This is a genomic window from Massilia paldalensis (assembly GCF_044901715.1).
Lineage (GTDB): Bacteria > Pseudomonadota > Gammaproteobacteria > Burkholderiales > Burkholderiaceae_D > Telluria > Telluria paldalensis.
The window spans coordinates 124,071-146,404 of the sequence record NZ_JBJCIU010000003.1; the positions used below are offsets into that span (position 1 = coordinate 124,071).

The window sequence follows — 22,334 nt, forward strand, 5'->3', positions numbered from 1 at the left end:
AGCGCCAGCGCCGTATTAGCTGCAGTCTGCGATACAAAAGAGTTTTTCACGGTTTTTTTTACGTTGCAAGCCATTGCTCGCATTCTTATCTGCACGCATATATACGTCATCTGGTACGCGGTACATAAATGCCTGAATCAAGTCCGAATGGCGAGCAAACGCAGTTTCCCCATTCCCGAACCATGCTTCATCATCATCTGTTCGTTGAAATTGAGAGGGTGGCTCCTTATAAAAATCCTTAATTCCTTGCCATGAGGAATTTTTGTTTACCGAATTCATGCAACTCTTCGTAGTTTTACCTGGACAGAGCGCATTCATTTCAGCGTTGTAATAGGCAAGGAACAACCACGTACTACCTGCACGTTTTTTGGGATCTTCAGAAGCCAAGTAAACAGCATCATCCACGACGAAGACCCGCTCTCCTGTTGGCTGATGTGTCTTAGGGCTTATTGCATGCCCTTCCTTATCAAAAATCACCTCAAAAAATATATTGTCGTATTCGCTAGGGGTTATCAAATAGGGATTTTTAGTAGCTGCGTTACGTAAGAGTGTAGTTTCTTCGCTTCCGACACCGCTTGATGCGATATAGATCCAATATCGAAATGGCCAGTTTTTCATGGGCTCGACATCGGCGCCTGAACGAAAATCATCCCGCTTTGCCCAGCCTGTAATGTTGTTGACTGTACACCTTACCCACAAATCTGGACTATTTTTTATACACGCCGCGACATTACCGCTCAACCTGACGACTTTTTTATTTTTAAAAGTCATTTTTGCGGTTGCATCATCTTTATTTTCAAAAATTGCTAGCGTACCATTTTTTGGAAAAGCTGGCGCAACCAAATCCATGCCGAAATTACTGTAACTTTTCCCGTCTATAGACTCACCTGCATTTACCACCCCAAAGAATGACAAGAACACCATAAGAAGAGCACTATATTTAGTAGCCAAGATCTACATCCTTTACCGTAATATGCAGGTGATTTACGTGCAGAGTTTCATTGCTCGTAACCAACCTGTTTGTTTCGGCAGCGTGATCATCTGCTGTGTTAACATCCATTTCCCAGGGATCGAAGGTTTGCTTTACATCGCCATTATTTCGCAAGAGCGCAACAAAACTACGTAAGACCGGAACATCGGCCTGTCGGACCGAATCCCGCGCAACTTTATTTTTTTGAGAATCAATGGCATTTATTTGATTCAAACGAGAAATCTCATCTGCCGAAAGATTTTTCTTCTTGAGCAAACCTTTTTTCTCATTTGTCATCGCTTTGTATTCTCGTTCTGCAGGTGTCATGCTTCGCCTAAACCCTCGGGTTTCACCTTTAACCTTGATTTGCGAAACATCCAATCCTACGCCTACACGATGCAACACGGAGCCAAGCATAGGTCGCCATCCCGACGCGATCTCCATCTCTTCAGCATCCAGTTCAAATGCCGCCTTTAAAAAGGCTTTGTATGTCTGTGGATGAACCCGAGTAATTAATTCGTTTTTTGCGAACTCCATGCCATTGACAGCTGGTATATTACCCCTGCAATTATCAAAAGCCGTACTCCGCCATACGATCTTCAACACTTCCTTGTTGGGCTTTACGATATTCAGTGAAATTGAATTCCCGGCTACTACAGGTGCTCCTCTAAATATATCTTTCAAGGCCAGCTTTAATTCTTCTTTCTCATCAATACATTCTGCCAGCGCCTCGGCCTCATTAAATCGATGGCTAAATTTCATCCAAGTTGTGCCAAACATACTAGCCGTAAATACTTTCTTGGTGCCAGTAACGGTGGCGCCAGATGGAATCTCCTCGTCTGCATCATATATACGGCCTTTGATTTCCGAGATCTTTATTACAATGTCGGTCAAGCCCTCTTCTGCCTTTACACGATAGAGGGGAGTGCGCCGGTATTTACTTTTTGCATCATTACCCAGATAAAGAGCGACTTCCTTGCCATATGGTACTTTTTGTCGAATTTTTTTATTAGTCAGAAGATGTATCTGCTGCCCTTCAACAAGCGGTTTTCCAGTACCATCCGACATTTCTGCTATAAAATAGGGCAGCTTATTCAGATCTTTTCCAGACCCCTGTTCAGTGTTAAATTCCCATGTAACGAAAACTCCAGCCTCCTTGACTACCTGCTCAATATGATTCTTACCCTTTTCTTTTGTAAGCGAAGGTTTGACTGCACCTGACTGCCTGACGACGGCAATCGGCGCAGTCGGTGGTTTTGCTAGAGTGGACTCTGCATTATTCGCCTGCTTCTTCAGTGCTTCTTCCGATATCTCGTCATTCTTTGGATCTTCGCTTTTCTCGGCACGTTTGAAGGCAGAATCGTACCAAGGTTTTGCTTTCGCTTGTGCAGCCACTACCTGCTTTTGTCCTCCCGCCTCGGGTCTTGCTTTGATGTTAGTCGACTTTAATGACTGACCAGGATCCGGTCGAGGAAGCTTCAATGTAACGGGCGATGCCGTATCTGTTTCTGCAATCGCGGTCATTCCTCGATCGTCCGTTTTTCCGCTTACCTTTTTTTCTTTACCTTTGCAATCGAAGAAGGAAAGCTCATAGAACAGTCCGCACAGCGGACTACCGTCAATCCCTTTGACTTCAAACTGACGTGCATGTGGTATGAGCTCGACCTTTCCAGCTTTCCACCCTTCAACCCTTTGTATGGCAGCTGCAAATTTTGTCAGTTCATTCTCATTCAACGATCCGATGGTTCTCGAACTGTCCAATCCACTAAAATCCTTGACTAATTTTAGATAGTGATCCGGATCATTTCTGTCCGAAGCAGGCGCATATTTTTTAAAAACTTCGTCCAATTTTCGGTTGGAATAGAAATGTGTTAAAGAATACTTGAGTGCCTTAACTCCATCCTCATGGTTTGCAAAGGCGGCGAATCTGCCTCCCTTTCCGATAGAAAGCCCACTTTTTTCTGAAGCAATGAGATTTCCAGGATTATTATTTCTCCAAGCGCGCGTTCCTCCAGAATGCAAGAATTCGCTACCATCGGCATCAACATAAATCACACTATTATTCTCTCCATCGCGTGCGGAGACGTACTTTTTCTCTGCCATTATTTACTTACCTTCAGCAGGTCCGGGATCTCATCAGCAAGAGCGCGGTTGACATCGCAATAGGATTTCCTAGTGACAAAAACCTTCTTCTCCTTGAAATACAAGGAGGGTGTTCCTGGAGCTTGCTCAGGATTGCCGGTAAGCTCAAATACCTGGACCGTCACGCCTTTCTTATCACTCCAGCTTCCTTTTCTGGTCGCGTATGCAACTCGCAGCACGCTTCCATAATGGAACACTTTGACGCCTGAGGTTGCGCAGTCTGCACCGGAAAGCAATGGAAGAAATGGACGATAGTCGTCGTCGACTTCAAAGGCAAGATGCTCCGCAGCGCCAGAAGAATTATGCTTGAAGAAGCTAATCGTCCCAATCGGATGGGAATTATTCAAATCGATGACAGTTGAAAGCATCATTACATCAATACCGTTCGACTTTATTTTGGTGATGTCACCCGAAGGAAGGATAACTTGCGCTTTCAAACTGCCATGCACAAGAATTCCAATTAGAACACTAGCACCCAAAAAGATCTTCGTCTTCGTCGTCCTGTTCATCGCATACCCACTGTAGATCACGATCGAATATGATATATGTCCGCTCCGAATCTTCGGTATCCACTAAAGCGGTCATTCCCTGCTTATCTGTCTTTCCTCGAATTTCCTGCTCGTCAGAGACGTAAATCGTATATTCCTGATCAACGAGCGGCATGCCCAATGAGTCTCTCAACTGGAACTTTTGAGCATACTTGTAATTTTCACGGGGCAAAACCGGCAGGTTCAAGTCATTTCTCGCCGGCCCTGTAAGCTCCTTCACACTCGCCTTGAACTCCATCCTCCCCGGCCCATGCACCTCGATATTCCCGCCATGCAGCTTGATGTACGCCCCCTGCGCCGTCAGCAGCACATGCTCCTTGGCCGCCACATTGACGCTCGCATTGATGCTCGCCACCGTCACCAGCTTGTCCGCGGTCATGCGAGTCGGCCCTGACTGGCTCTGCGTACTCACCTTGCCGCTCGCCGCATGCAGGCGGATGCCGGTGTCCTGGATCGGTTTCTCGCCATTGGCCGCTTTGCCATAGGTGAACAGGCTGATGCCGTCCTTGACGGCGTGGTGCCAGTTGCCCTGGGAGGCAAAGTTCAAGTCCTGACCGGCCGTCAGCGACGTCGATGATCCTGCGCTGAAGACGGCACTGGCGGGCGTCGTCGCGACGATGCCGGCCGGCGCCGATACCTGCAGCTGGGGTTCGGCATAGCCGACGACATTGCCGCCGCCCCCCATTGACCTGCCGGCGCTGCCCTCGTCGCATGCCTGCACCACCTCGGCGCTGCGCTGGACGGCGGCGATCGCCGGCAGCTTGTCGGGCGCCGGCTCCTTGTCCAGGCGGGCGTTGTGCTGCTGCGCCGCCGTCGCCAGGTCGGTTTGCAGCTGCATGGCCGCCTCGATCTGGCTGGCGGCCTGGCTGGAGTCAAGGTGTGGTTGGCCGTCGGACGCGGGATCCGTACTCAGCAGCATGCCGCCACCCGCGCGCAGGGCCGCGCCGTGTTCCGTCTTCAGTTCGGCGCCGAAGCCGGCCGTGGCCAGGCGCTGGTTATCGGTCTGGTGGCGCAGGTGACCCAAGTTCAGTTCGGCCGTGCCCTGGTGCGCTTCGGCGTGGCGTTGCAGGGCGATGCGGGATTCCTTCGGCGTGTCATCGAACACCAGCTGGCTGTAGGCGCCGGTGCCGGACTGGCTCGCGCCCATCGCCTGGCTCTTGATGCCGGACAGGGCCGCCGGATGCGCATGCGCGCCCGCTTCGCCGGGGAACCACATCGGCGCATTGCCCGTCGCCGCAGCGGCGCCTTGCGCCACGCGGTTGTGCTGGGCGTCCGGCTGGCCGGCGCCGTTGTAGACGGCGCCGATCACCACGGGGCGGTCGATGTTCCCGTCCAGGAAATCGACCAGCACTTCCTGGCCCACGCGCGGCAGCGCATTGCTGCCCCAGTTGGCGCCCGCCGTCGGCGCCAGCGGCGTGGCGACGCGCACCCAGGTGCCGGAGCGATCATCGGCCGGGGCGCCGCTGTGGCCGTCCGGCGACGGATGCGCCAGGCGGCTGTGGCTCGCTTCGCCGCGCTGCCAGTGGAACTGCACCTTGATGCGGTGGTCTCGGTCGGTGTGGATGACGGCATCGGCAGGACCGACTACGACGGCCGTCTGCTGGCCGCGCACCAGCGGACGGGGATGCAGTAACTGGCCGTGGCCATCCACGCGGCTCGGCCGGTACGGGACAGCCGCACGGATGGCGTCGATGCGGTTGCGGTAGACGGGTCGCTCGCCGGCGCCGCTGCCGACCGCGTGCAGGCTCGAGGCGAGATCGGCCTCGTTCGCCTGTTTTATCGCGCTGTCCCCCAGCAGTCTGGACAGCGCCCCATCGACGTCGGCGCCGAGGTTGTTGTGCGCCAGGTGGACGGTGCGCAGGATGACGAAGCCGGCATCGTCGCCGCCGTCGTACTGGCTGTGCTCGTGCAGCGTGAACGTGGTGGCGGGCATGAAGCTACGTACCGTGCCCGCCCCGGTGAAGATTTCACGCCGCGCCTCCAGCGCCTGCAGCTGGTTGTCGGCGATGCGCTGGCCCTGTTCGCGCGTGGCGTAGGCGTAGGCGCCGGGCATGTCGCGGCTCGCCAATGTGTCGGCGCCGCCCCCTGCGCTGGCGACAGGGCGCGTCGAACGCGTGCGGTAGTCCCAGCTCGCCAGTTCGATAGCATTGGTCTGCATGTGCAGTTCGCTGCGCCAGCGGTCGATGCTGTCTTCCCGCATCACGGCGCCGGGCTGCGTGAAGCGCACCTCGGCCTGGGGGTTCGGGGCGAAGGCGCCATTGTGGTCCGCGATCACGAGCGTGTGCGTGCCCAGTCCTTCGCTGTCGGCATTGCCTTCGTGCTCGAAGAAATAAAACAGTCCCTCTTCGCTCATCAGGCGCTCGGCGAAGGCGAGGTTGCTTTCCTGGTATTGCGTGACGAGGCTACGCTGGGGATAGATGCTGCGGTCGGCGATGTCGAAGCGCCATGCCGGCGCCAGCTTGCCCTTGCCGTCGTAGGCCTTGAACACGGCGTCGAGGATGTCGAATACCGTCTTGTCCTGGAACACCCGGCTATCGCGGCCCAGGCCGAGGAAGGCCGTCCACGGTTCGATGGTGAGCTGGTAGCGGGCGAAGCCGCCGTCGGCACCCGCCAGCTCGGCCGCCGTTACGTGACCGTGGAAGGGTCGCGGCGCGCCGAAGCCGGCCGTCTGCAGTTCCAGCAGCACCGGCTGGCCGAGTAGCGATTTCAGGGGAATGGATGCGTCCAGAGAGAGCGCGGACACCTGCAGGCGGAAACCCTTGTCGATTTCCTCTTCGCCACGCAGGCTTTCGGCCAGCAACGTGTCCGACCCGAGCGGCGTCGACAGGCGCAGCACGCGGCGATGTTGAACGAACCCGCCGGCCAGGCCGGCGGCGATGGCGGAAGCCAGTGTTTGCAACGAACCCGTCATGTGTGCGACTCCCGAGTGTCGGAAGGGAAAGCGTCGTTTTACAAAGTTTCCAGTCTAACACCGTAAAAAGATTGTCTTCGCACAATTGCTAGTATGCGTTTCAGATATTCCACGATGCGCCGAAGCGAATTCGGATAGCCGATAAAGCAGCAAGCAAAGCATCGATAGACATGGTCATCCAACCGGTCGGAACGGGCGCGCCACTTCTTATTACTGGAATTTCTCCTGCGGGCGGTACATCGTCAAATCAAGCTCTGATGCCAGCTGCAGAATGCGATCGCCATCTTTCCGATACACGATAAACATGGTCATCCTGTCGTCAGCATGCGTATCCAGCATGATGGCTTCATAGCCGCCTTGGTCGAGCCCCCGTTTCGCCAATTCGGCGTCCAGCCATTTGAGGTAGGCCACGGCATCGATATTCCATCCTCCGGGGATGGAGAACCTGTCTGGAATATCCGGAAACTCGTCATCGAACATTTCCTGTATTTGTTCGTGGACCTCATCGATCTTGTCACTCACAGCTGCGAAGTCCCAAAGCTGTTGCACGAGTTCGCACGCCATCGGAACCGAATCGGGAACCTCGATCACCCATTCATATTCCGGATCGTCAGGCGCGTTCAGGACACGTTCTGCCATCTCCTTGCACTCATGCGCTTCCAGCTCGCTGCAACTCAACAAATTAATCAGTTCCACGTACATCGCGTTCTCCGAAAATAGTGCGACGTCTTAAGTCCGGTCGTAGGTGAGGACGAACCATGAAAGTTCGCTTTCGTCGGCTCCAAAGGCGGCCAAGTTCAGTCTAGCACTGGCAAAAAATTTCTTTCGCACAATTAAGCTTCTTGGCCACAGGATTGGGTGTACAGATGCCCATAAAAAAACCGGAGACCAAGCTCCGGTTTTTATCCAAGCAAGCAGGCACTCGCCTGCACGCCTATTTGCGTCCCGCCTTCGGCTTCGTCTTGATGGTCGACAGGATCGACGCCTTCACCTTGGACGGCGGCGCGATGAACGGCGTGGTGGCCGGCACGCGCTCGTTGCGGCGCTCGCCGCGCACGGGGACGCCCCGCTCGGCGCCGCGTGCGCCGCGCTTGGGCGCCACTTCGATCACGCGGCCCTTCGGCAGGCCGCCCGGCGGCGGGCCCTGGCGGTCCTGGCGCGGCGCCGACGCGGCTTCGTCGCCGCCGCCCGTTGCCGGCACCAGGTGGCGGTCGCTATTGCCGATCAGGTCGGCGCGGCCCATGCGGCGCAGGCCTTCGCGCAGCACCGGCCAGTTTTCCGGATCGTAGTAGCGCAGGAAGGCTTTGTGCAGCTTGCGCGTCTTGCCGCTCTTGGCGGTGTTGACGATTTCCGAGTTCTCGTCGACCTTGTGCAGCGGGTTCTTGCCCGAGTGGTACATGGTCGTCGCCATCGCCATCGGCGTCGGCGTGAAGGTCTGCACCTGGTCGAGGTGGAAGTTGTTCTTCTTCAGCCACAGCGCCAGGTTCAGCATGTCCTCGTCGGTCGAGCCCGGGTGGGCGGCGATGAAGTAGGGGATCAGGTACTGCTTCTTGCCCGCTTCCTTCGAGTACTTGTCGAACAGCGCCTTGAATTCGTCGTAGGCGCCGATGCCCGGCTTCATCATCTTCGAGAGCGTGCCCTCTTCCGTGTGCTCCGGCGCGATCTTCAGCAGGCCGCCCACGTGGTGGGTGACGAGTTCCTTCACGTATTCCGGCGAGCGCACGGCCAGGTCGTAGCGCAGGCCCGAGCCGATCAGGATCTTCTTGATGCCGGGGATGGCGCGCGCCTTGCGGTACAGCGAGATCAGCTTGCTGTGGTCGGTGCCCAGGTTGCTGCAGATGGTCGGGTAGACGCACGACAGGCGGCGGCAGGTTTCCTCGATCTTCTTCTCTTTGCAGGCCAGGCGGTACATGTTCGCCGTCGGGCCGCCCAGGTCGGTGATGGTGCCGGCGAAGTTCTTCGTCGTGTCGCGGATCAGCTCGATCTCGCGCAGGATCGACGGTTCCGAACGGCTCTGGATGATGCGGCCTTCGTGCTCGGTAATCGAGCAGAACGTGCAGCCGCCGAAGCAGCCGCGCATGATGTTCACCGAATACCGGATCATTTCCCAGGCCGGGATGTGGGCCTTGCCGTAGCTCGGGTGCGGCGCGCGTGCGTAGTTGAGGTCGTAGACGCCGTCCATCTCGTCCATCGCCAGCGGCAGCGGCGGCGGGTTCAGCCAGACGTCGCGGTCGCCGTGCTGCTGCACGAGGGCGCGCGCATTGCCCGGGTTCGACTCCAGGTGGAATACGCGCGAAGCGTGCGCATACATCACCGGATCCTCGCTCACGGTCTCGAACGACGGCAGGCGCACCACGGTCTTCGCCGCCTTTTCGCGGGCGGCGGCCTGCCGCTGTTCGCGCGTCATGATGACGATCGGCTTGGCCACCGGTTCCGGCGCGGCGTTGTCGAGCGCGCACTGGTTCGGGTCTTCCAGCGCCATCGCGTAGGGGTTCGGCTGCTTGTCGATGCGGCCCGGCACGTCCACGCGGGTGGAGTTGTGGACGCTCCACTCGGCGTCCGGCAGCCAGCCGTGCGGCACCAGGAAGGCGGTGCCGCGCAGGTCGCGGATGTTCTTGATGTTTTCCCCGGCCGCGATACGTTTCGTGACGTCGACCAGCGCGCGCTCGGCATTGCCGAAGATGACGAGGTCGGCCTTCGATTCGAACAACACGGAGCGGCGCACCTTGTCCGACCAGTAGTCGTAGTGGGCGATGCGGCGCAGCGACGCCTCGATGCTGCCGGCGATGACGGGCACGCCCGGGAACGCCTCGCGCGCGCGCTGGCAGTACACGGTCACGGCGCGGTCCGGACGTTTGTTCGGCTCACCGTTCGGCGTGTACGCGTCGTCCGAGCGGATCTTGCGGTCGGCCGTGTAGCGGTTGACCATCGAATCCATATTGCCGGCCGTGATGCCCCAGTACAGATTGGGCTTGCCCAGTGCGCGGAACGGTTCCACCGACGTCCAGTCCGGCTGGCTGATGATGCCCACGCGATAACCCTGCGCTTCCAGCAGGCGGCCGACCAGCGCCATGCCGAAGCTGGGGTGGTCGATGTAGGCGTCGCCCGTGATCAGGATGATGTCGCACGAATCCCAGCCCAGCTTGTCCATCTCGGCGCGGGACATGGGCAGGAACGGGGCGGCGGGAGCACGGCTGGAGCGCTTGGGGACGCTCGCGAAAAGATTGGCTGGGGAGTTCATTGGCCGGCATTTTACCGGAAAAGCCGATCCGGGGCTGCCTCCCCGCCAAAAAATGGCTTATCTTTCAATCACTTGTCTCATCCTTGACGCATGATCGCCAGGGATTCAGATGCCCATGTTGGCCAGGATGTTGCCGAGCTGGCGCAGGGCCGGCTCCAGCGTCGGGTGCTTGGCCGCGAACTTGGCCGTGATCTCCTGGCTGCGCGATGCCAGGCCATACGTGTTGGCGTCGAGGTCTTCCTCGGCGCGGCGCTCCAGCAGGCGGTTGATGTCGCCGTCGAGCTGGCGCAGCAACATTTGCAGTTCTTCGTCGACCTGGCCGCCGTTCTCGTTGAGGCTGCGGTGCAGGGTCTTCAGGTGCGCTTTGAGGGTGTCTTCGTTATCGGGCAGCATGGCGTGTCATTCCCTTATTTGTTGAACGTGGTCTCGAGATACAGCTTCTCGACCTTGTCGCGGGCCCAGGGCGTCTTGCGCAGGAACTTCAGGCTCGACTTGATGCTCGGGTCGCTGATGAAGCAATTGATGTCGATCCGGCGCGCGAGTTCGCTCCAGCCGTAATGTTCGACCAATCGGGTCAACAGGGATTCTAAGGTAATACCGTGTAATGCCTGAACACTCATTGCGAGAATGATATTGGGTAGGGAGTGGGGGCAGTGTATACCGGATGATGACACATTGGATACACGTCGTCCCCGCGCAGGCGGGGATCCATGCCGAGTAACCGAAGCCGCGCGGTCCGCAGTCGTGCGTGTCATCCGACTTCGGCACGTCAGCTTGGGTCCCTGCCTGCGCAGGGACGACGTGACTTATTGCGTGACGTGGCTTACTCGCCCGTCAACCCGCGGCGCTCCAGCAGCGGCTCGATCTTCGCATCGCGGCCGCGGAAGTTGCGGTACATCTCCATCGCATCCATCGTGCCGCCGCGCGACAGCAGCATCTGGCGGAAGCGGTCGCCGTTCTTGCGGGTCAGGCCGCCGTTTTCCTTGAACCACTCGACGGTGTCGGCGTCCAGCTTCTCGGCCCACAGGTAGCCGTAGTAGCCGGCCGAATAGCCGCCCGAGAACACGTGCGAGAAGTAGGTCGTGCGGTAGCGCGGCGGGACCAGCGGGAAGTCGACGCCGGCGTCATGCAGGGACTTGGCTTCGAAGCCCAGCACGTCGGTCGGGATCTGGTTCGCGCCCAGCTGGTGCCATTTCTGGTCCAGGATCGAGGCGGCCAGGTACTCGGTGGTGCGGTAGCCCTCGTTGAACTTGGTCGATGCCTGCACCTTGTCCAGCAATTCCTTCGGCATCGGCGCGCCGGTCTGGTAGTGCTTGGCGTAGTTGGCCAGCACTTCCGGCCAGGCCATCCACATCTCGTTGACCTGCGACGGGAACTCGACGTAGTCGCGCGGCACGCGGGTGCCCGAGAAGCGCGGGTACTTCACGTTCGAGAACATGCCGTGCAGCGCATGGCCGAACTCGTGGAACATTGTACGCACTTCGTCGTAGGTCAGCAGCGTCGGCTCGCCCGCGGCCGGCTTCGGGATGTTCAGGTGGTTGGCGATGACCGGGTGGGTGCCCAGCAGCGCATTCTGGCCCACGTAGGCATTCATCCAGGCGCCGCCGCGCTTGTTCGAGCGCGCATACGGGTCGTGCAGGAAGATCGCCAGCTGCTTGCCGTCGGCGTCGAACACGTCGAACACGCGCACGTCCGGGTCGTACACGGGCAGGTCCTTGCGCTCCTTGAAGGTGATGCCGTATTCCTTGGTGGCGGCGAAGAACACGCCGTCGATCAGCACGCGGTTGAATTCGAAGTACGGACGCAGCTGGTTCTGGTCGAAGGCGTAGCGCGCCTGGCGCACCTTGTCGCTGTAGTAGTTCCAGTCGTAGGCGGTGGCCTGGAATTTTCCGCCGTCGGCGTCGATGGCCTTCTGGATCTCGGCCGCTTCCTTCTTCGCGTTGTTCACGGCCGGCTTGGCGAATTCGGCCAGCAGGGAATTGACGGCGCCGGTGGTCTTGGCGGTCTGGTCTTCCAGCAGGTAGGCGGCATGGCTCGGATAGCCCAGCAGCGCGGCGCGTTCGGCGCGCAGCTTGGCCAGTTCGAGCACCACGTTGCGGTTGTCGAACTCGCCGCCGTGGCTGCCGCGCGCCAGCGAGGTCGCCAGCAGCTTCTCGCGCGTGGCGCGGTTGGTCAGCACGGACAGGGGCGCCTGCTGGGTGGTGTTCACGACCGGGATCACGAACTTGCCGTCCAGGCCGCGCTTCTTCGCTTCCGCGGCGGCGACGTCGATCGCCTTGTCCGACATGCCGGCCAGCTCCGCACGGCTGTCCACGACCAGGGCCGAGGCATTCGCTTCCTTCAGCACGTTCTGGCTGAACTGGGTCTGCAGGGCGGCGATCTTGCCGTTATACGCCTTCAGCTTTTCCTTGTCGGCGGCCGAGAGCTTGGCGCCGGCACGCACGAAGTCGGTGTGGTAGCGCTCCAGCAGGTAGGCCGATTCGGCGTCCAGCTTCAGCTGCGCGCGCTTGTCGTACAGCGTCTGGATGCGCTGGTAGAGCTTCTCGTTCAGGCGGATCTTGTCGCTGTGCGCGGCCAGCTTCGGCGCCAGGTCCTTGTCCAGCGCGTCCAGCGTCGGATTCGTGTTGGTGCCCACCAGGTTCGAGAACGTGGTCGAGACGCGGTTCAGCAGCTGGCCCGAACGCTCCATGGCGACGATGGTGTTGTCGAAGGTCGGTGCGCTCTTGCTGTTGGCGATGGCGTCGATTTCGCGCATGTGCTCGCGCATGCCTTCGTCGAACGCGGGCGCGAAGTCCTCGTTCTTGATCTTGTCGAAGGCCGGGTACTGGAACGGCAGCGTGCTCGGCTTGGCGAACGGGTTCGATGCCGGCAAAGCGGCGTGGGCCAGGTTGGCGAAGGCTGCGGTGACAGCGATGGCCAGCAGGTGGGAACGGTTCATACGGAAGCTCTCCGGGAGGGTTGGCGGACCAGGCCATGCGGGTGGCAGCCATGGTCTCTTCTTGTGCGGCGACGGCGACGTCGGCGGCTGAAAGAACACCGCCGGGGATATCCCGGCGGAAAGTTCGATCAAAATAATAGCAGGCTTACACCCGCGCCGGCACAAACCAATTGTTGCGTTTTATATCAACAACCCATCATATTCCCGGAGTATTTACGACGCGTCGGCGTTTCCCAGGTGCCCTTCGATGCGCCGGTCGGGGATCAGCCACATGACGGCCACGACCGCATAGGCGAGGAAGCCGGCGGCCGGGTGCGCGCACGAAGCGAAGATGCCGGCCGTGTAAAGCACGATCGACAGCTTGCCCTTGCGGTCGCGCCCCAGCGCCCGCGCCAGCGCGGCATTCTTCGGATGGTGGAACACGAGCGCCTTGACCAGCACCGCATAGGCGATCGCGCACATCACCAGCACGATGCCGTAGGCCACTGTCGGCCAGGTCTCGAAATGGTTCTCGCCCATCCAGGTCGTCACGAACGGGATCAGCGACAGCCAGAACAGCAGGTGCAGATTGGCCCACAGGATGCCGCCGCCGACTTCCTTCACGGCGTGCAGCAGGTGATGGTGGTTGGTCCAGTAGATGCCGACATAGACGAAGCTCAGCACATAGCCCATGAACACGGGCCAGAGCGGCAGCAGGTCGCGGAACTCGGCGCCGTGCGGCACCTTCAATTCCAGGACCATGATGGTGATGATGATGGCGATGACGCCGTCGCTGAAGGCTTCGAGCCGGGTTTTTCCCATAGGTCACACTTGATGAAGAAGATCGTCGATGGTGGCCGCATCGTCCCGGAAAAGCTTGGACGAGAGCGCCCTCGCGCGGCCGCCGACTGGCCGCCCGGTGAGAATAATATGTAGATATCTCGATGGCAACATGCCACGGGGAGCAGCTATAATCCCCGGTCGAGCAATTGCTGAAGAAACGAACGGTTCCATGAGCGCCCACCCCGACTTGCTGTCCCCTTCCGGCCCCCACGCGACGTCCGACGCGCCGCGTGTCGCCGCCGCCTTCCGCGCCCTCCTGCCGCGGGCGCGCAGCGGGCAGAAGCGGTATGCCCCTCTCGCCCTTTCCGTTGTCGATGCCGGCGGCAAGCATGCGTAGCGCCTCGCGCCAGCTGGGCAGCTTCGCGGTTGCCGGCGTGCTCGGCTTCGTCGTCGACGTCGGCGTGCTGTACTGCGCCATGGCGCTGGGCGCGGGCTGGATCGCGGGGCGCCTGCTGTCGTTCGTCGCCGCGGCCTATTCGACCTGGCGCTTCAACCGGCGCTTCACGTTCGCCGCCACCGCGTCTCCCTGGCGCGAGTGGTGGCGCTACCTGGCCAGCATGACGGGCGGGATGCTGGTCAATTTTCTCGTCTACAGCCTGGCCTTGTCGCTGCTGCCGGCGGCGTGGTGGGCCCCCGGCCTGGCGGTCGCTTGCGGTTCCGTAGCCGGGATGGCCGTCAATTTCGTCAGCGCCAAATTGTTCGTCTTCAAGTCCTGAAAGATCATCATGCGTTTCTCGAAGAACCCCTTCGCACTCGTCGAACGCTGGTTCCAGCGCCGCACGGCCATCCTGTCCCATCCACGTGCGCCCTTCCTGGCCGCATGCATCGTGCCCGTGCTGTTCGGCCTGCTGTCCGTCGCGCTCGGCCAGGACGACAATTGGGACTTGAAGAACTATCACTGGTATAACCCGCATGCGCTGCTGCACGGCCGCCTCGCCATCGACATGGCGCCCGGCCAGTGGCAAAGTTATTTCAATCCGCTGCTCGACCTGCCCTACTACCTGCTCAACCGCTGGTTGCCGGCGCCGGCCGTCGGCTTCGTGATGGGCTGGCTGCACGGCCTGAATTTCATCCTGGTACTGGCCATCGCGCGCCGGGTGCTCGGCCAGGCGGCCGACACCGCGCGCCTGCCGCTGCTGCTGGCCGCCGTCGGCATGTGCGGCGCCGGTTTCCTGTCGGAGCTGGGCAATTCGATGGGCGACAACATGACGGCGCTGCTGACGCTGTCCTCGGTCTACCTGGTGCTGCGCGGCTGGGACCACCTGCCGGCCTGGTCGGCGCAGACGGTGAAGACCGTGCTGTTGGCCGGCTTCGTCATGGGCCTGGGCGCCGGCCTGAAGCCGACCAACGTCACCTATGCGGCGGCCCTGTGCGTCGCCCTGCTGGTGCTGCCGGCGCCTGCGCGCGTGCGCCTGGGCGCGGCCTTCGCGGGCGGCTGCGCGATCGTGGCGGGGATGCTGGTAACGGCCGGCTGGTGGTGGCTGGCGATGTGGGAGCGCTTCGGCAACCCCCTGTTCCCGCAGTTCAACAATGTGTTTCGCAGTCCCCTCGCGCAGCAGCTGGGCGTCATCGACAATTTCCACATGCCGCACAATGCGCTGGAAGCGCTGTTCTGGCCCTTCGTCTTCACCAAACACTTCCTGCGCGTATCGGAAATCCTGCTCAAGCAGGCCGTCCTGCCGGTCCTGTATGCGCTGGCCATCGTGTTCCTGCTCACCTGGCTGGCCGAACGCTTCGCCGGCAAGCAAGTGCGATCGGCGCTGTCGGCGCGCGCGCGCTTCCTGCTGGTGTTCGGCCTGGTGGCCTACCTGGCCTGGATGAAGGTCTTCGGCATCTACCGCTACCTGGTCCCGCTCGAGCTGCTGGCGCCGCTGATGGTGTGGATCCTGGTCGAGCGCATCGTCCAGCGCCCGGTGGCGGCGCGCCTGGCCGGCTGGCTGCTGGCCGCCACCACGCTTGTCGTGTTCCCGTTCATGACCTGGGGCCATGCCGGCTGGGCCGCCAACGGTTTCAGCGCCCGCCTGCCCGCGTTCGAACGCCCCGCATCGACGATCGTGTTCACCGCCCACGCCCATCCGCCCATGGGCTGGCTGGCCAATTTCTTCCCGGCCGACGTGCGCGTGGTGGCACTGGGCTCGGGCTTCCCGGAATCGCCGGCCTACGTGGCGCGCATCCAGGCCGCCATCGCCGAGCGCCAGGGACCGCACTTCGTGATGCTGGCGCTGGCCAAGAATGAAAAGGAAAGCAGCCTGCGCCGCAAGCAGGAACTGGTCGACATGCTGGGCCTGACCGCCGACGCGGCCGGTTGCGCGCGTCTCGACCGCCTGCTGCAGCGGGTGCGCTTCCAGGTGCAGATGAAACCGCTCGCGCAGCCGGGACGCCAGTGCACGGTCGAGCTGCAGGCGCGCTACGTAGTGGACCTGGCCGAACGCGACCGCGCCGTCATGCAGGCCGCGCGCGAGAACCTGGGCCACTACGGCCTGGCGATCGACGAAGCGGGCTGCAAGAACTATCCGGCCGCCGTCGGCGACGAACCGTATCCGTTCAGGCTATGCCCGGTGACGGCGAGCGGCCACGCGCCGGCACCGTAATCAGGCGTCGGCCGGCAGGAACAGGCCGATGAGGGTGGCGAGCCAGAACAGGCAGCCGAGGACGATCACGGCGTAGTGACCCGTCGACAGCCGGTCGTTCCCCGCCCCGGCCGGATCGCCGCAGACCAGGTTGATCATCCGCTGCGACTGCAACAGCGGCAGCAGCAGCGGGAAGATGGCGACGATCGACACCACGTCGCCGGCCGTGCCCTGCAGCGGCAGGTCGATGACGGCCGACAGGATCATCCACGCGACCATGAACGTGGCGGTCCAGCCGCTGTGCCAGGCGGCCACCTGCGGCAGATGGAGCCCGTGCGCCTTCACCTTGCGCAGCAGCGCATGCGTGAAGAACATCGGGAAGGCGGCGCGCAGCACAGGCCAGATCGTGGTGCCGAAGCGCGATGCTTCCGGATGCTTGCCCTTGTAGCGGTCCCAGTTCTTGTAGAACCAGTAGAACGTGTACAGGGTGAACGTGGCCAGGTAGAGGATCGTCAGCTTGCGCCTGCTTACCACGTAAAAGGGCGGCGCGGCGGCAAGCCGGGCCAGTGCTTCGTCGGAAGGCAGATTGCTGCTGGAAATCATCGGAATCGTGTGCGGGATCGCGTCGTTGCTCGGCAAGAACCGCACGATGCCCCAGCCATGCCCTTTCGTCAACTCAATAGTGGGGCGGCCGCTCGTTGACCGGGCCCTGGCCGGCGTCGCGCAGCGTGCGCACGTGCTCGGCAAGCTTGCCCACCAGGGCCTCCAGCTGTTCGATGCGGCGCCCCTGCTCGTAGACGGTGCGGTTGAGCGAGTCGACCAGGTTTTCCTGGTCGGTCAGCTTGAGTTCGATGTCGATGAAACGGTTTTCGTCGCTCATAGCGGTTCCTGTGGCGTACGCGCGCGAGCGCAAATGAAAAGAGCCGCATTATGCCTGCGGCTCCCGGGTTGCGCGAAAAAACCGGCGCGGAGTCCGGACCGGAACTCAGGCCGGCGTGTACGGCACGTAGTCGATGCCGTTCTGGATGCTGCCGATGACCAGCGCCTGGTTTTCCGGGCTTTCGCTGAACGCGATGATCACGTCGCTGCGCGCCGCGCCGTGGTTCAGCACGTCCACCCAGTAGTCGTAGCCGGCGCCATCCGCGGTACGGTGCAGCACGTTCTCGTACAGGTGGTTGACGAATTCGTTGGTGGGCGAATTGGCGCCGTAGCGGTCGATGTACTCCTTCGAATTCGCGAAGTTGTTGGCGATGTCGTTCCAGGAGGAGCCGGCGGTTTCCTTGGCCCAGATCCAATAGCCTTCGCCCGCCGGCTCGGCCGGACGGCCGAACACGGCCTGGTACAGCCGGAACACCTGGCCGGCCGTGCCGTCGGTGTCCAGCGCCAGGTAGCCGTCGCTGAACTGCAGGCGCTCGACGTTGATCACGGCATCGTGGCCGCCGGCGCCGCCCTTCTCGGTGACGCCAAAGCCCCACACTTCCTTGTTTACGCTGTAGCTGTCGCGGGTGCCCGCGTAGACCACGGTGTCGATGCCGTCGCCGCCGTCGATGGCGTTGTTGCCGCCCACGGGCGCCGCCAGCTTGTCGTTGCCGGCGGTGCCGGAGAGGTTCAGGCTGCTGTTGACGTTGAAGGTCAGCGTATTTGCCGCGCTACTCGAATTGTCGGCCATATCGGTTGAACTGGCCCGGACGAGGTAGTCGGCGTTGGGCAAGGGCGACGTAGCAATCGTCCATTTGCCATCGCTGCCCACGGTGGTTTGAGCAATCACGACCGTATCGCTGAAGTCGCTCTTCACCCCGATCTTGTACAGCTCGATCTTGGTACCGGCTTCACCGGTGCCGGTAACGGTCGCTTGATTGGTGCCTGTGCTGTAGGAAAGGCTCGAGGTCGGGACGACCGGCGCCACGGTGTCGACGTTGAAGGTGGACGTGGCGCTGGGCGCCGAGGTATTCCCGGCAGCGTCGACTGCCACGGCATACACCTGGTAGTTCTGGCCATCGGCGAAAGCACTGAGCTTGGTGCTCCAGATGCCGCTGGCGTCCGCCACCGCGGTACCGACCTGGACATTGGCGCTGGTGAAGATCTTGACAGTTGTACCGGCCTCGGCGCTGCCGGTCACGGCCGGCGTCTTGACGTTCGTATAACCGTTCGCATTCTTCGTAACGTTGAATTCCGGGGCACGCGGCGGCACGGTATCGGCCGAAGCCACGTCGGCGCGGCTCACGCTCTGGCCATTGAACTCGAACAGCTCGATCGAACGCAGCGTATCCGTGCCGTCGATACCATTCTTGCTCGCCACCTGGATGTCGCCGTTCGCCAGCACGGTGATGTTGTAATTGCTGCGGTCGCCGCGGAACACCGCGGTATCCGTTCCTGCTCCACCATCGATCATGTCGTTACCTCCATCTCCTTCGAGTTTATCGTCGGCAGCAGTACCCGTCAGAGTATCGGCGCCACTGGTTCCCGTGATGTAACGTCCGCCGGACGTCGAGTTGATGCCGTAGGCGCCGCGCAAGCCGTCGCCGCCGTACAGCCAGTTCAGCGCCGCGATGTCGTCCTGCGAATAGGTCGCATACGGCCCCCCGCGCCCCGTATACGACATCAGGGTGTTCGAGGTGTTGTCCTGCGAAGCCGGCAGCGTGGCCGTGTTGTCGTCCGTCGTCTCGAACGGGTGCTTCAAACCGAGTGCATGGCCCAGCTCGTGCAACAGCGTCTCGTAGCCGTCGGTACCGGCCGCGAGGTTCATGCTCTGGCTGCGCCACTCGACGTTGTCGAGATAGACGTAGGCGTCGGCCGTATAGCTGCGCAGCTGGTCGCCGCTGTAGCTGTAGCTGCTCTGCCAGCTGCACAGGCCCGTTACGTTGCTCGGGGTTAGGTTCAGGTTGCACAGGTGGATGTCGGCAGCGATGCCTGCCGCCGTCTCGGTGAACTGGATGCCGGTCAATTCTGAAATATAGGCCAGCGCGCTGCGGGTTGCCGCTTGCTGCGCTACCGTAAAGGCTTCCTGGCCGGTCTTACCCGTTTCGTTACCGGAGGCGATCGAAAAGGTGTAGTACAAAACATTGCCAGACGGCGTGAGGTAATTCCAATCGGGTCCGCTGTCGAGCAGGGCGTCGATGTGGTTCAGCCCCGACAACGGGGTGCTAATGATATCGGATACGGTTGCCATCGGTAGATCGTTGACGCTGCAAGGATTGCAGCTATATCTTGCTGGTAAAAAATTGATAATAAAAAATCACTTCCGGAAAGTATTTCCTGTGTGATAGTTGAAGTCAAATAAGAATTTCAATCGTGCGCACCTCTTGCCAGCCCATCAAGGCTTGCATGCAACGATTGTTAGTGAACACTTACGGAACTGTTGCGTAGCGACGTCAACAGTACCCGGACGGCGTGCGCGCCCGGGACGTGGGGAAAAGCCGGGATCAGCCTCTCGGGGAAGCCAGCAAGGCCTTCAGGTTGGCCAGGCGTTCCTTGGGACTGAGGATTTCGTTTTCCTTCGGCGGGGCGTCGCCGACGTCGAGCGCCATTTCCTTGATGAAGCGCGACGGATCGCAGTGCACCAGTTCGCCGGCGCGCTTGCGCTTCTTGCACCAGGTGACGTGCAGGGTGCGCTGGGCGCGCGTGATCCCCACGTACATCAGGCGCCGCTCTTCCTGGATGCGGGCGGCGATCTTCTCGACGGCATCGTCGACGTCGCCCTTGTGCGGCAGGATGCCCTCCTCGCAGCCGACCAGGTAGACGTGCGGATATTCCAGGCCTTTCGATGCGTGCAGCGTCGACATGCGCACGGCGTCCGGCTCCTCGTCCTGGCCTTCGAGCATGGACATCAGGGCCACCATCTGGGTCAGCTCGAGCAGGTTCTTCTCCTCGCCGTCGCGGTCGCGGCCACCGCGGCCGCGCTCCTTCAGCCAGTTGACGAACTCGAGCACGTTCTGCCACTTGCCCTGGGCGGCGCGGTCGTCGAAGTTCTCGTACAAATAGTGCTCGTAGTTCATTTCCTTCATCATGTCGTCGAGCAGCTCGGCCGCGGCGTCGCCGCTGCCGGACGGGCCGGGGCGGGTGGCGCGCGATTCCAGCTCGTTGATCCAGTGGCAGAACTCGCGCAGCGGGATCAGCTGGCGGTCCTGCAGGCGCGCCTCGATGCCGCCCTTGAGCGCGGCCTCGAACAGCGAGCAGTTCCACTGCTTCGAGAATTCGCCCAGTGCCTCGATGGTCGTCATGCCCACGCCGCGCTTGGGCGTGGTGATGGCGCGGATGAAGGCGGGATCGTCGTTCTCGTTGGCGATCAGGCGCAGGTAGGCGATGATGTCCTTGATCTCGGCCTTGTCGAAGAAGCTCTGGCCGCCCGAAATCGTGTACGGGATGCGTTCCTTGCGCAGTGCCTGCTCGATCACGCGGGCCTGGTGGTTGCCGCGGTACAGGATCGCGAAATCGGACCACTTGTTCTTGCGCTGGAAGTGCTCGGTCGAGATCAGCATCGCGACCTGGTCGGCCTCGGTCTCGTCGTTCGGCATGCCCGTCACCTGGATCGGCTCGCCCAGGCCGTGCTCGGACCACAGCGATTTCTCGAACAGTTTCGGGTTGTTGCCGATGACGGCGTTGGCCGCCTGCAGGATGCGCGTGGTCGAGCGGTAGTTCTGTTCCAGCTTGATGACGCGCAGGTCGGGGAAGTCGGTCTGCAGCGTTTTCAAATTCTCGACGGAGGCGCCGCGCCAGGCATAGATCGCCTGGTCGTCGTCGCCCACGGCCGTGAACATCGGCTTCTTGCCGAGGCCTGTCACCAGCAGCTTGACCAGCTCGTACTGGCAGGTATTGGTGTCCTGGTACTCGTCCATCAGCAGGTAGCGCAGGCGGCGCTGCCAGCGGTCGCGGATCGGCTCGTTGTTGCGGAACAGTTCCACCGGCAGGCGGATCAAATCGTCGAAGTCGACCGCCTGGTAGGCCTGCAACGTGGCGAGATAGCTGCGGTAGATGCGGCCGGCCTGGGCCTCGTCCTCGTCCTGGGCGTTGTTGATCGCATCCTCGGGATCGACCAGCCCGTTCTTCCACAGCGAGATGGCGTTCTGGATGCGGCGGATTTCCTGCTTGTCGGTGGTGACGGCCAGGTCGGACACGATCGTGTAGCAGTCGTCGCTGTCCATGATCGAGAACTTGTCCTTGAGGCCGACGCCGGCCGCTTCCTGGCGCAGGATCTTGACGCCCAGCGAGTGGAAGGTCGAGACCGTCAATTGCTTGGCCTGCTTGGGCTGCTTGAGCAGCTTGCCGATGCGCTCCTGCATCTCGAGCGCCGCCTTGTTCGTGAACGTGAGCGCGGCGATCGTGCGCGGATCGTAGCCGCGGTGCTCGATCATGTAGGCGATCTTCTGGGTGATCACGCGGGTCTTGCCGGAACCGGCGCCGGCCAGCACCAGGCAGGGACCGTCGAGGTAGAGCACGGCTTCGCTTTGCGGACCGTTGAGGCCGAAGTTCGGGGTGGTGGACATGGGAAATTTCTGGAAGGACAGCTCAGCATTGTAGCGAAGCCGGGCCCGCCGTGCGAACCGGCGCGTATCGAAATCGACACGCCGGCATTTCCATATCGACAATCCCAGGCGCATGATGCTTGAGAAACAGCGCTTTGCCACCAGATACCGTTTTTACGGATGGCGCACGAGGAAAACAACAATGAAATTTGAACACCTGATCGAGATTAACGACCCGCTGAACCCGCTGATCGACACGGTGACGCGCGAGCAGCTGTGGCGCGGCCTCGTGCTGCGCGCCGAGGATCCGAAGCTGTTCGTCCCGCACCTGGACGAGTGCACGCTGGGCGAACGCAACAGCGAAACGAGCAGCTTCACGCGCCGCCTGCGCTACGGCGACCTGGTGATCGACGACACCGTCTTCCTGACCCCGCTGCAGGAAGTGCGTTTCGAGGTGCCGGCCCAGGGCGACATCGCCCAGTCGCGCCTGACCATGCGCATCGAGGCGCCGGACGAAGGCCGGCTGCTGGTGCGCTTCTGCTACGACGACGGCAATCCGAACGCCGACGACGACATGGGCCGCATGTACGAGGACTTCAAGAAGTCGGCCTACCAGGAAGCCGACATCGACACCGTCAAGATCGTGCGCCAGCTGGCGGCCGACGGCAAGCTGGATGCCAGCTATCTGAATTGATGCGGTGATGGTGGGCACGTGGTGCCCACCCTACGA

17 protein-coding genes are annotated in these 22,334 nt (G+C 61.0%); 3 read left to right on the top strand and 14 right to left on the bottom strand.

All coding sequences use genetic code 11. The features are described 5' to 3' along the window. Positions 1 to 15: 15 nt before the first annotated feature. From ACI1V7_RS15245 to ACI1V7_RS15290, 10 genes are all read right to left on the bottom strand, one after another. Positions 16 to 951, bottom strand: coding sequence for a hypothetical protein (locus tag ACI1V7_RS15245; RefSeq protein WP_404532638.1), 936 nt, complete (start codon positions 949 to 951; stop codon positions 16 to 18). Continuing rightward, positions 941 to 3,073: a hypothetical protein gene (locus ACI1V7_RS15250; RefSeq protein ID WP_404532639.1), complete on the bottom strand. Its 2,133-nt coding sequence runs from the start codon at positions 3,071 to 3,073 to the stop codon at positions 941 to 943. Before ACI1V7_RS15250 ends, ACI1V7_RS15245 begins: the two co-directional genes overlap by 11 nt. Continuing rightward, positions 3,073 to 3,621: a carbapenem self-resistance protein CarG family protein gene (locus tag ACI1V7_RS15255; protein ID WP_404532640.1), complete on the bottom strand. Its 549-nt coding sequence runs from the start codon at positions 3,619 to 3,621 to the stop codon at positions 3,073 to 3,075. The genes ACI1V7_RS15250 and ACI1V7_RS15255 overlap by 1 nt, the downstream gene beginning before the upstream one ends. Next, positions 3,581 to 6,571, bottom strand: a complete 2,991-nt coding sequence (locus tag ACI1V7_RS15260; protein WP_404532641.1) for a type VI secretion system Vgr family protein — start codon at positions 6,569 to 6,571, stop codon at positions 3,581 to 3,583. The genes ACI1V7_RS15255 and ACI1V7_RS15260 overlap by 41 nt, the downstream gene beginning before the upstream one ends. 210 nt (positions 6,572 to 6,781) lie before the next feature. Beyond that, positions 6,782 to 7,273, bottom strand: a complete 492-nt coding sequence (locus ACI1V7_RS15265; protein ID WP_404532642.1) for a hypothetical protein — start codon at positions 7,271 to 7,273, stop codon at positions 6,782 to 6,784. 232 nt (positions 7,274 to 7,505) lie between these two features. Next, on the bottom strand, positions 7,506 to 9,737 hold the full coding sequence (locus ACI1V7_RS15270; RefSeq protein ID WP_404533417.1) for a YgiQ family radical SAM protein: 2,232 nt from the start codon (positions 9,735 to 9,737) through the stop codon (positions 7,506 to 7,508). Positions 9,738 to 9,917: 180 nt separating this feature from the next. Next, positions 9,918 to 10,205, bottom strand: a complete 288-nt coding sequence (locus tag ACI1V7_RS15275) for a DUF4404 family protein (RefSeq protein ID WP_404532643.1) — start codon at positions 10,203 to 10,205, stop codon at positions 9,918 to 9,920. Positions 10,206 to 10,219: 14 nt separating this feature from the next. Further along, positions 10,220 to 10,432 carry a VF530 family protein gene (locus ACI1V7_RS15280; RefSeq protein WP_404532644.1) on the bottom strand — a complete coding sequence of 71 codons (213 nt, stop codon included), beginning with the start codon at positions 10,430 to 10,432 and terminating at the stop codon, positions 10,220 to 10,222. A 203-nt stretch (positions 10,433 to 10,635) separates the two neighbouring features. After that, entirely contained in the window at positions 10,636 to 12,750 is a 2,115-nt protein-coding gene (locus ACI1V7_RS15285) for a M3 family metallopeptidase (protein ID WP_404532645.1), read from the bottom strand. A gap of 213 nt (positions 12,751 to 12,963) precedes the next feature. Beyond that, positions 12,964 to 13,551: a TMEM175 family protein gene (locus tag ACI1V7_RS15290; RefSeq protein ID WP_404532646.1), complete on the bottom strand. Its 588-nt coding sequence runs from the start codon at positions 13,549 to 13,551 to the stop codon at positions 12,964 to 12,966. A 350-nt stretch (positions 13,552 to 13,901) separates the two neighbouring features. On the opposite strand from ACI1V7_RS15290, the gene ACI1V7_RS15295 reads away from it, so the two are divergent. Further along, entirely contained in the window at positions 13,902 to 14,288 is a 387-nt protein-coding gene (locus ACI1V7_RS15295; protein ID WP_404532648.1) for a GtrA family protein, read from the top strand. Positions 14,289 to 14,297: 9 nt separating this feature from the next. After that, a complete protein-coding gene (locus ACI1V7_RS15300; protein ID WP_404532649.1) occupies positions 14,298 to 16,163 on the top strand; it encodes a hypothetical protein in 1,866 nt (621 codons plus the stop codon). On the opposite strand, the gene ACI1V7_RS15305 is transcribed toward ACI1V7_RS15300, so the two are convergent. The 4 genes from ACI1V7_RS15305 to ACI1V7_RS15320 form a co-directional block, all read right to left on the bottom strand. Then, positions 16,164 to 16,781: a hypothetical protein gene (locus ACI1V7_RS15305; protein WP_404532650.1), complete on the bottom strand. Its 618-nt coding sequence runs from the start codon at positions 16,779 to 16,781 to the stop codon at positions 16,164 to 16,166. Positions 16,782 to 16,818: 37 nt separating this feature from the next. Next, positions 16,819 to 17,022 (bottom strand): SlyX family protein, encoded by a 204-nt coding sequence (locus ACI1V7_RS15310; RefSeq protein WP_404532651.1) that lies wholly within the window; start codon positions 17,020 to 17,022, stop codon positions 16,819 to 16,821. Between the two features lie 105 nt (positions 17,023 to 17,127). Next, the gene (locus ACI1V7_RS15315; protein ID WP_404532652.1) at positions 17,128 to 19,311 is read right to left on the bottom strand and encodes a DUF4214 domain-containing protein; all 2,184 of its coding nucleotides are present in this window, start codon (positions 19,309 to 19,311) and stop codon (positions 17,128 to 17,130) included. A gap of 253 nt (positions 19,312 to 19,564) precedes the next feature. Then, the gene (locus tag ACI1V7_RS15320; RefSeq protein ID WP_404532653.1) at positions 19,565 to 21,625 is read right to left on the bottom strand and encodes a UvrD-helicase domain-containing protein; all 2,061 of its coding nucleotides are present in this window, start codon (positions 21,623 to 21,625) and stop codon (positions 19,565 to 19,567) included. 181 nt (positions 21,626 to 21,806) lie between these two features. Between ACI1V7_RS15320 and ACI1V7_RS15325 the strand changes: the two genes are divergently transcribed. Then, a complete protein-coding gene (locus ACI1V7_RS15325) occupies positions 21,807 to 22,298 on the top strand; it encodes an SRPBCC family protein (protein WP_404532654.1) in 492 nt (163 codons plus the stop codon). Positions 22,299 to 22,334 lie beyond the last annotated feature (36 nt).

Excerpts from the sequence above, each read along its gene's own strand:
- ACI1V7_RS15250 (WP_404532639.1), bottom strand. The coding sequence starts at position 3,073 with ATGGCAGAGAAAAAGTACGTCTCCGCACGCGATGGAGAGAATAATAGT.
- ACI1V7_RS15255 (WP_404532640.1), bottom strand. The coding sequence starts at position 3,621 with ATGAACAGGACGACGAAGACGAAGATCTTTTTGGGTGCTAGTGTTCTA.
- ACI1V7_RS15260 (WP_404532641.1), bottom strand. The coding sequence starts at position 6,571 with ATGACGGGTTCGTTGCAAACACTGGCTTCCGCCATCGCCGCCGGCCTG.
- ACI1V7_RS15265 (WP_404532642.1), bottom strand. The coding sequence starts at position 7,273 with ATGTACGTGGAACTGATTAATTTGTTGAGTTGCAGCGAGCTGGAAGCG.
- ACI1V7_RS15270 (WP_404533417.1), bottom strand. The coding sequence starts at position 9,737 with ATGTCCCGCGCCGAGATGGACAAGCTGGGCTGGGATTCGTGCGACATC.
- ACI1V7_RS15275 (WP_404532643.1), bottom strand. The coding sequence starts at position 10,205 with ATGCTGCCCGATAACGAAGACACCCTCAAAGCGCACCTGAAGACCCTG.
- ACI1V7_RS15280 (WP_404532644.1), bottom strand. The coding sequence starts at position 10,432 with ATGAGTGTTCAGGCATTACACGGTATTACCTTAGAATCCCTGTTGACC.
- ACI1V7_RS15285 (WP_404532645.1), bottom strand. The coding sequence starts at position 12,750 with ATGAACCGTTCCCACCTGCTGGCCATCGCTGTCACCGCAGCCTTCGCC.
- ACI1V7_RS15290 (WP_404532646.1), bottom strand. The coding sequence starts at position 13,551 with ATGGGAAAAACCCGGCTCGAAGCCTTCAGCGACGGCGTCATCGCCATC.
- ACI1V7_RS15295 (WP_404532648.1), top strand. The coding sequence starts at position 13,902 with ATGCGTAGCGCCTCGCGCCAGCTGGGCAGCTTCGCGGTTGCCGGCGTG.
- ACI1V7_RS15300 (WP_404532649.1), top strand. The coding sequence starts at position 14,298 with ATGCGTTTCTCGAAGAACCCCTTCGCACTCGTCGAACGCTGGTTCCAG.
- ACI1V7_RS15310 (WP_404532651.1), bottom strand. The coding sequence starts at position 17,022 with ATGAGCGACGAAAACCGTTTCATCGACATCGAACTCAAGCTGACCGAC.
- ACI1V7_RS15315 (WP_404532652.1), bottom strand. The coding sequence starts at position 19,311 with ATGGCAACCGTATCCGATATCATTAGCACCCCGTTGTCGGGGCTGAAC.
- ACI1V7_RS15320 (WP_404532653.1), bottom strand. The coding sequence starts at position 21,625 with ATGTCCACCACCCCGAACTTCGGCCTCAACGGTCCGCAAAGCGAAGCC.
- ACI1V7_RS15325 (WP_404532654.1), top strand. The coding sequence starts at position 21,807 with ATGAAATTTGAACACCTGATCGAGATTAACGACCCGCTGAACCCGCTG.